Source organism: Leifsonia sp. HAY1-4F (genome assembly GCF_056755275.1).
On record NZ_JBNDHX010000423.1, the window covers coordinates 1 to 254 of the forward strand.

General features: G+C 72.4%; 1 pseudogene. It reads left to right on the top strand.

Annotated elements, in window-relative coordinates:
• Window positions 1-254: pseudogene (locus tag ACPYOG_RS20045) on the top strand (TerC family protein); the annotation flags it as partial.

A 254-nucleotide genomic window follows, 5' to 3' on the forward strand; every position in this document is an offset into this window, starting at 1 on the left:
TCTTCGGCGCGATCCTGATGGCCACCGCCGTCAAGGTCGGCCGGGACGCGCTGTCGCACGGCGACCACCAGATCGACGTCGCGAACCTGCGCAGCGTCAAGCTGGTCCGCCGCTTCCACCCGGTCACCGATGACTACGACGGCACGCACCTGTCGGTCAGGCGCGGCGGGCGCCGCCGGCTGACGCCGCTCGCCGTCGTGGCCGTCGCGATCCTCGGCACCGACGTCGTCTTCGCCATCGACTCGGTCCCGGCC